Source organism: Streptomyces sp. NPDC058678 (genome assembly GCF_042714835.1).
Classification (GTDB): Bacteria; Actinomycetota; Actinomycetes; order Streptomycetales; family Streptomycetaceae; genus Streptomyces.
The window spans coordinates 1-6,794 of sequence record NZ_JBHXSG010000154.1 but is presented as its reverse complement, the minus strand read 5'-3'; the positions used below and the strand labels follow the sequence as shown (position 1 = coordinate 6,794).

3 protein-coding genes and 4 pseudogenes are annotated in these 6,794 nt (G+C 68.8%); 4 read left to right on the top strand and 3 right to left on the bottom strand.

All coding sequences use genetic code 11. The annotated features are described in order from the left end of the window. Positions 1-414: 414 nt before the first annotated feature. Positions 415-1,020, bottom strand: a complete 606-nt coding sequence (locus ACFWWR_RS48295) for a lamin tail domain-containing protein (protein ID WP_384310740.1) — start codon at positions 1,018-1,020, stop codon at positions 415-417. Positions 1,021-1,861: 841 nt separating this feature from the next. Continuing rightward, positions 1,862-2,302, bottom strand: a pseudogene (locus ACFWWR_RS48290) (TetR family transcriptional regulator C-terminal domain-containing protein); the annotation flags it as partial. Positions 2,303-2,496: 194 nt separating this feature from the next. Here ACFWWR_RS48290 and ACFWWR_RS48285 point away from each other — a divergent pair. From ACFWWR_RS48285 to ACFWWR_RS48275, 3 genes and pseudogenes are all read left to right on the top strand, one after another. Then, entirely contained in the window at positions 2,497-2,703 is a 207-nt protein-coding gene (locus tag ACFWWR_RS48285) for a discoidin domain-containing protein (RefSeq protein WP_384310739.1), read from the top strand. Beyond that, positions 2,700-4,314, top strand: a pseudogene (gene istA, locus ACFWWR_RS48280) (IS21 family transposase). Before ACFWWR_RS48285 ends, istA begins: the two are co-directional and overlap by 4 nt. Next, positions 4,311-4,844, top strand: a pseudogene (locus tag ACFWWR_RS48275) (ATP-binding protein); the annotation flags it as partial. The pseudogenes istA and ACFWWR_RS48275, both read left to right, overlap by 4 nt. Before the next feature lie 33 nt (positions 4,845-4,877). Here the strand turns inward: ACFWWR_RS48275 and ACFWWR_RS48270 are convergent. Continuing rightward, positions 4,878-6,014 (bottom strand): IS30 family transposase, encoded by a 1,137-nt coding sequence (locus ACFWWR_RS48270; RefSeq protein ID WP_384310742.1) that lies wholly within the window; start codon positions 6,012-6,014, stop codon positions 4,878-4,880. 352 nt (positions 6,015-6,366) lie between these two features. On the opposite strand from ACFWWR_RS48270, the pseudogene ACFWWR_RS48265 reads away from it, so the two are divergent. Further along, positions 6,367-6,794: pseudogene (locus ACFWWR_RS48265) on the top strand (IS5/IS1182 family transposase); the annotation flags it as partial.

The following is a 6,794-nucleotide window of genomic DNA, read 5'->3' as shown; positions in this document are numbered from 1 at the left end:
ACCGCTCTGGCTTCGGAACTCCACCACCGCACCGTCCTGCGAACTGCAACTTTCCTGTACTGCTGACCGGCAGTTCGTGTCTGCCAGGCCCTGCTTGATGTCGGCTACGAGAGAAACCATAACCACACCACTCCCCAATGTCTACTCCAGCCGACACAGGTTTCCGCGTGCTCGGCAGAAAGGTAATCGAGCCCCTTGACGAGTTAAGGGCCGTGGGGCAGAGGCACGAGGGCGGCGGGGGACGACCGGTTCCGACCAGACCCTCTTCGGAGGGTCGCGCCGGATCGCTCAAGAAAAGGGTCACGCCAGGCGCACGTCGGCGGCGCGCCGGCCGTTAAAGGGCCGGGCGCGCCGCCGCCTTACACGAGCATGCCGGTGCCACGGTCAGCCGTCACCGGCAGGCGCGTCTGAGGATCAGCCGTGGGAGCGGTCGCCGTGGTGGTGGCCGCCGCGCTCGCTGCGGTCACCGTGGTGACGGCCATGGTCGCTGCTGTCACCGTGGTGGCGGCCATGGCTGCTGCGGTCACTGTGGTGGCGGTCGCTGCGGTCGCTGTGGTGGCGGTCGTTGCCCCAGGAGGCGTCGTCGATGAAGCGGCCGCGGTCGTTGCGCAGGGTGGCGGTGCCGGCGTGGTTGTCCCACACGTGGTGGCGGCGGTCCTGGAAGAGATCGGTGCGGGTGTCGCGGCCTACACCGGTGTGGATGCGCACCGTGGCACGGCCGTCCAGGCGGTAGTGGTCGAAGGTGTAGGTGCGGCCGTGTTCGTCCGCGAGCGTCCACCCGTCCAGGTTCACGCCGTGGCGGGTCGTGTTGGTGAGCTCCACCCACTCCTTGTTCAGGGAGCGGTTGGAGCGGTTGTCGCGGCCCGGGGAGTCGTACTGCACGCTGCTGATCTCGACCCGCGTGCGGTCCGGACGCGGGTGGTCGGCAGCGGACGCCGGCAGCGCCACCGCCCCGATCACGGCGGCGGCCGCGAGCGAGGCGGCAGCCAGGTGACGGGCGGAAACAGTCGAAACAGACACAAAGTCTCCCTGCAGGATGCAGGCACCAGTTCCGTCCCTGGAACACGCCGTAGGGCTGGGACGGAGGGGTGGTGCGGTGTGCGGGTGGCGGCCGGTCGGCCGCACACGCACACCCTGGCCGCCGGCGCCCGCCGGGCCAACGACATGCGAACCGTGTTACAGATTGCCCATATTTCTGTGACTCTCGAATGCAACGTCCATCTACACGATGAATGCGGCGATTTGCTGGTCCGTCAGCTCAAGGAACGTACAGGCTGCGGCAAAAGGCACCCATCCGCCGCGGCCCGTCACCCCGCCCACATCCCACCCATCACCCAAAAGTGAGTAACAACCCATACCTCACATTCCGCCAAAACCAGCCGCAGCATGAACGGGTGACCTGCGCCCTCCCAGCAGGCCAGCGCACGCCAGATCCACGGACCTGCACCGCTCACAGATGGCCCGGGGCCCCTCCCCCGCCCCGGCCCCGGCCCCGGCCCCCGCCTCCACCTCCGCTTGATGCAACGGATTGCGCTCCCAGTCCGAATCGTTCGCCCTCGGGCCGTTCCCGCTTACCGTCGGCGCGGGACATGGGCGCCACCTGCCGGCCGGGCGGTATCTCGCGTCCCCCGCTGAGCCAAAGGACCCGAGTTGCTCCGGGCGCGAACCGCTCCGCCGGGATGGAGCCGCGCGGGCGGCCGATGCCGAACGACTCGTGCCGCATGCCTTGAGCGGCATGCCCGTTCCCACGGCCATGGACGCGGGGACGGGCGCCGACTCCGAACCGACGGCACCCCGAGCGCGCTGTTGCGTTGCCGTGATCCCGAGGCCGCAGACTCGGGGAGGCGAGCGGCCCGTGGGATCAGATGCGGCTGTCGGTGAGGTCGGCCAGGAGCGCGGCGATGACGCGGTCCGCGGAGGCGGCCATGTCGACGGACTCGGGGGCGAGCAGCCACTGGACCTGGAGGCCGTCCATGACGGCGTTGGCAGCGTCTTCGAGGTTCAAGTCCGCCCGGGTCTCGCCGAGTTCGCATGCTTCGGCAAGGGCTTCGGTGACCATGGCGCGCAGACCTGCGTAACGGTCACGGAAGTACTCCTGCGCGGGGTGGCCTTCGGTGACGCTCTCTGCCGAAAGGACGGCGTACAGCCGGACGATGCCCGCCCGGTCCGCGTTGCGGCCGGTGGTGTCGACCAGATGACGCAGAAAGGCCAGACCCCGGGGGCGTTCACTGCCGAGCTGTTCGATGTCGGTTTCGTCGCGGAGGGCCAGGACGCTGGTGAGCAGCTGCGCCTTGGAGCGGAAGCAGCCAGAACGGCAGCACCGACCCCGCCGCCATCAACTCCGTCGACATTCCCTTCCGCAACCCTGACGGCAGCAAGGCACTGATCAGCTACGACAGCAGCCTCCTCGCCCAGCAGCCCCAGGTACGCATCGGCGACCAGTGGCTCGGCTACACCCTGCCCACCGGCGCGTCCCTCACCCCGCTCACCGACGAGGTGGCCCTGCCCCGCGACGACTGGCAGGCATCGGCCTCCGCGAGCAGCCCGGACGACCCGCCCACCAAGGCCATCGACGACGACGCGGCCACCCGGTGGAGCCTGGGACACGGCATGCAGTCCGGCGACTGGTTCCAGGTCGACCTCGGCTCGACCCAGACCTTCGACCAACTCGTCCTGGACACGAGCGCCTCGTCCGGTGACTGATCTTGCAACGCATCCGCCATGACTCCTGGCGGGAGGGCCTGTCGATCAGGGCACTGGCTCGAAAGCACGGGGTGCATCGCCGACTGGTACGGGAGGCGTTGTCCTCGCCGGTGCCGAAGCCGCGCCGACCGCCGGTACGCCGTTCACCGCGGCTGGACCCGTTCAAGAAGACGATTGACGACTGGCTGCGGGCGGATCTGGAGGCGCCGCGCAAGCAGCGGCACACGGTCCGGCGGATCGTGTCCCGGCTGGAGGAGGAACTTTCAGCCGATGTCCCGTATCCCACGGTCCGTGACTACGTGTCGGCCCGCCGCCCTCCGATCGCCGCGGAGGCCGGCGCCACTGCCGACGGGTTCATCGTCCGGCACAACCGGCCCGGCGCTGACGCCGAGGTCGACTTCGGTGAGGTCTGGGTGAACCTGGCGGGGACGATGACCCGGTGCTACCTGTTCGCCCTGCGTCTGGCCTACTCCGGCAAGGCAGTGCACCGGATCTCGGTGTCCTCTGGCCAGCAGGCGTTTCTCGAAGGACACGTGCACGCCTTCTCCGTGCTCGGGGGTGTCCCCGGTGGCCAGGTCCGGTTCGACAACCTCACCCCGGCGGTCACCAAGGTGATCTTCCGGAGTCGGTCGCGGGAGTGAGAACCCGCGCTGGACCGCGTTCCACCAGCACTACGGCTTCGTTCCTTTCTACTGCGAGCCCGGCTTGCGCGGCGCCCATGAGAAGGGCGGAGTGGAGGGGCAGGTCGGTTACTTCCGCCGCAACTACCTGACCCCGGTGCCGGAGACCGGCAGCCTGGACGAACTCAATGCCCGGCTCCTGGAGTTCGAACGCCGGGAGGATGCCCGCAGAATCGGTCTGCGGATCCGCACTATCGGCCAGGACTTTACGCACGAGGCGCCTTTGCTGATGCCGCTGCCCGGAGAGGTGTTCGAGACCGGACTGACACTCACGCCGCGGGTCGACCGCCACGCGATGATCACCGTGAAGATGTGCCGGTACTCGGTCCCGGCCCGGTTCATCGGGCACAAGATCCGAGTGGTGCTGCGGTCCATCGAGCTGATCGTCTACGACGGCCGCACCGAGATCGCCCGGCACCCGCGGGTGACCGGCCGGGGCGAGGAGCGCATTGTCTTGGACCACTTCCTGGAGGTCCTCCTGCGCAAGCCCGGCGCCTTCGCCGGCTCCGAAGCCCTCGACCAGGCCCGGGCAAACGGCTCCTTCACCACCACGCATGAGGCACTCTGGGCCGCAGCAAAATCTGCCCTGGGCGACATCGAGGGCACCAAAGCCCTGGTCCAGGTCCTGTTGCTGCACCGCCACCTGCGGCACCCCGACGTGATCGCCGGCATCCGGGCCGCCCTGGCGGTGGGCGCCTTCACCCACGATGTCGTCGCGCTGGAGGCCCGCAAAGTCGCCGAGATGGGCGGCAGGCCCCCGACGGTCAGCGCCGACACCCCGAGCCCCGAGCCTGCGGCACCCGCCCCTGATCCGCAGGTCACCAGCCTGACCATGCGGCGGGTCGCCCAGCTCCCCATCGACAACCGACCGCTGCCCGCCCTGGAGGCATGGGACCAGCTGCTGCGTGGTCCCCGGAAGGAGTCTTCATGACCAGCCCGCACCACACCCTGACCGAGCCGGCCTCGGACGCTGCCATCGACACCGCATGCCGGGTGCTTCGGCTTCCCACGATGCGAGCCCAGTTCCCGGACATCGTCAGCCGGGCGGAACGCGAGCGCCTGTCCTATCGAGGGTTCCTCGCCGAACTACTGATGGCCGAATGCGAGGACCGAGATCGCCGCCGGTCCGAACGCAGGATTCGCGCTGCCGGCTTCCCGCGTCAGAAGTGGCTGTCAGATTTCGACTACGGCGCCAACGCCAACATCAATCCCGCAGTCATCAACAATCTCGGGACCTGCGAGTGGATCCGCAAGGGCGAGCCCCTGTGCCTGATCGGTGACTCCGGCACTGGCAAGTCTCACCTGCTGATCGGTCTGGGCACCGCCGCCGCGATGGCCGGCTACCGGGTCCGATACGCACTCGCAGCGAAGCTCGTGAACGAACTCGTGGAGGCAGCAGACGAAAAGCAGCTGACCAAGACGATCGCCCGCTACGGACGCGTTGACCTTCTGTGCATCGACGGGCGGATTCCAGTCATCGTCGCAACACGGTGATCATTCCAGTGTTGCGACGAGCTTAGCGAAGAGGTTCGCGGGGGTGTTCCAGTTGAGGGTCTTGCGGGGGCGGCTGTTGAGTTCGGCGGCGACGAAGGCGAGGTCCTCGGCGCCGAAGACGGACAGGTCGGTGCTCTTGGGGAAGTACTGACGCAACAGGCCGTTCGTGTTCTCGTTCGAGCCGCGTTGCCAGGGGCTGGCGGGCTCGCAGAAGTAGACGGGGATGCCGGTGGCGCGGGTGAACTCGTCATGCCGACTCATCTCGCTGCCCTGATCCCAGGTCACCGAGCGGGCCAGTTCGGCGGGGAGGTCGCCGAGGGCGTGGACGAGCGCGTCGCGGACCTGCTCGGCGCCCCGGCCACCGGGCAGGTGGAGGAGTTTGACGTAGCGGGTGGACCGGTCGACCAGGGTGCCTATCGCGGACCGGTTACCCTTGCCGACGATCAGGTCTCCCTCCCAACTTCCGGCTATTTGACGGTCGTTGAGCTCCTCCGGGCGGTGGATGATCAGAGTGCCGGGGTCGATGAACCGGGTGGCGCGCTCGTCGGGTCGACGGCGTCGACGGCGAGCGGGCCGGCCGCTGCGCAGGACGCCGGGAGTGCGTTCCAGGCCGCCGCGGTGCGGCAGATAGACGGCCTGGTAGACGGTCTCGTGAGCGAGGTGCCGCTCGGGCTCGTCCGGGAAAACGGTGCGCAGGGCCTGGCAGATCTGCTCAGGGCTCCACCGCCGGTCCAGACGCTGCTGGATGAACTCCTTCAGTTCCGGGTCGCGCCGTATCTTGCCCTCCTTCGAGCGGGCGCGGCGTACGGCCGCCCGACGCTGGGCCTGGAAGGGGTGGTACTTGCCGGTGCGCGGGTCGCTGTTGCGCCGCACCTCCCGGCTGATCGTGGCCGGACTCCGGCCGAGCTCCCGGGCGATCGCGCGCAGCGAGTTCCCGGACCGGAGCAAATCTGCGATGACGAACCGCTCGTCCTCGGCAAGGAACCGGTCTGAAGTCCCGTCGCGATGCCGCTCCTCGGCGATCGGCGCGTAGACGCGCTCACGACCGGTCCGGTCGACTTCCTTGCGTCCGTACCGCCAGCGAGTCCCGGTCCTGCGGTTGATCCCCACCTCGCGGCACGCCGCCGAGTTGCTCATCCCTTGTGCCATGAGGCGAAGGTAATGATCACGCTTGTCCGCCAACGGAGCAGGTCCGCGCTTCCTCGATGTTCGACGCGGCTTGGCCATCGCAACACCCCACAGGGTCAGGTGTTGCAACCACCTTTAGAACCCAAGCCGTCCGAGTGGGGCCGACTCAAACCGTCACGGCCAAGCGGCTGCGGGAGCAGTTCGAGGGGGGCGCGTGGAGATCTGACGGACGAGCAATGGGCCCTGCTGGAGATGCTGTTGCCGAAGGGCAAGAAGCCCGGTCGGCCACCGATATGGACCCGGCGGCAACTGATCGACGGCATACGGTTCCGGGTTCCGTGCTGGCATCCCGTGGCGGGACATGCCCGAGGAGTACGGGCCGTGCGGCCGGGTGTACGACCTGTTCCGTCGCTCGCAGCGCAACGGCACTTGGCAGCGCATCTTCACCGAACTCCAGGCCCGAGCCGATGCGAAGGACCTGATCACGTGGGACCTCAACATCGACTCCGCCGTCTGCCGGGCCCACCAGCACGCCGCCGGAGCGAGGAAACGGGGGACCTGCAGAAGGAGCCGCCAGGCGGCGTCGCCACCGAGCCCGACGACCACGGCCTCGGGCGCTCGCGCGGCGGCTGACCACCAAGCTGCACCTCGCCGTCGAGCAGGGACAAAAGCCCATGTCCGTCGTGATCACGCCGGGCAGCGCGGGGACTCCCCGCAGTTCGAGGTCGTCCTGGGCCGCGTCAGGGTGCCCCGGCCGGGGTCCGGCAGACCGCGCACCCGGCCGCGCCG

Coding starts and splice junctions, on each gene's coding strand:
- ACFWWR_RS48270 (WP_384310742.1), bottom strand. CDS start 6,014: ATGAGCAACTCGGCGGCGTGCCGCGAGGTGGGGATCAACCGCAGGACC.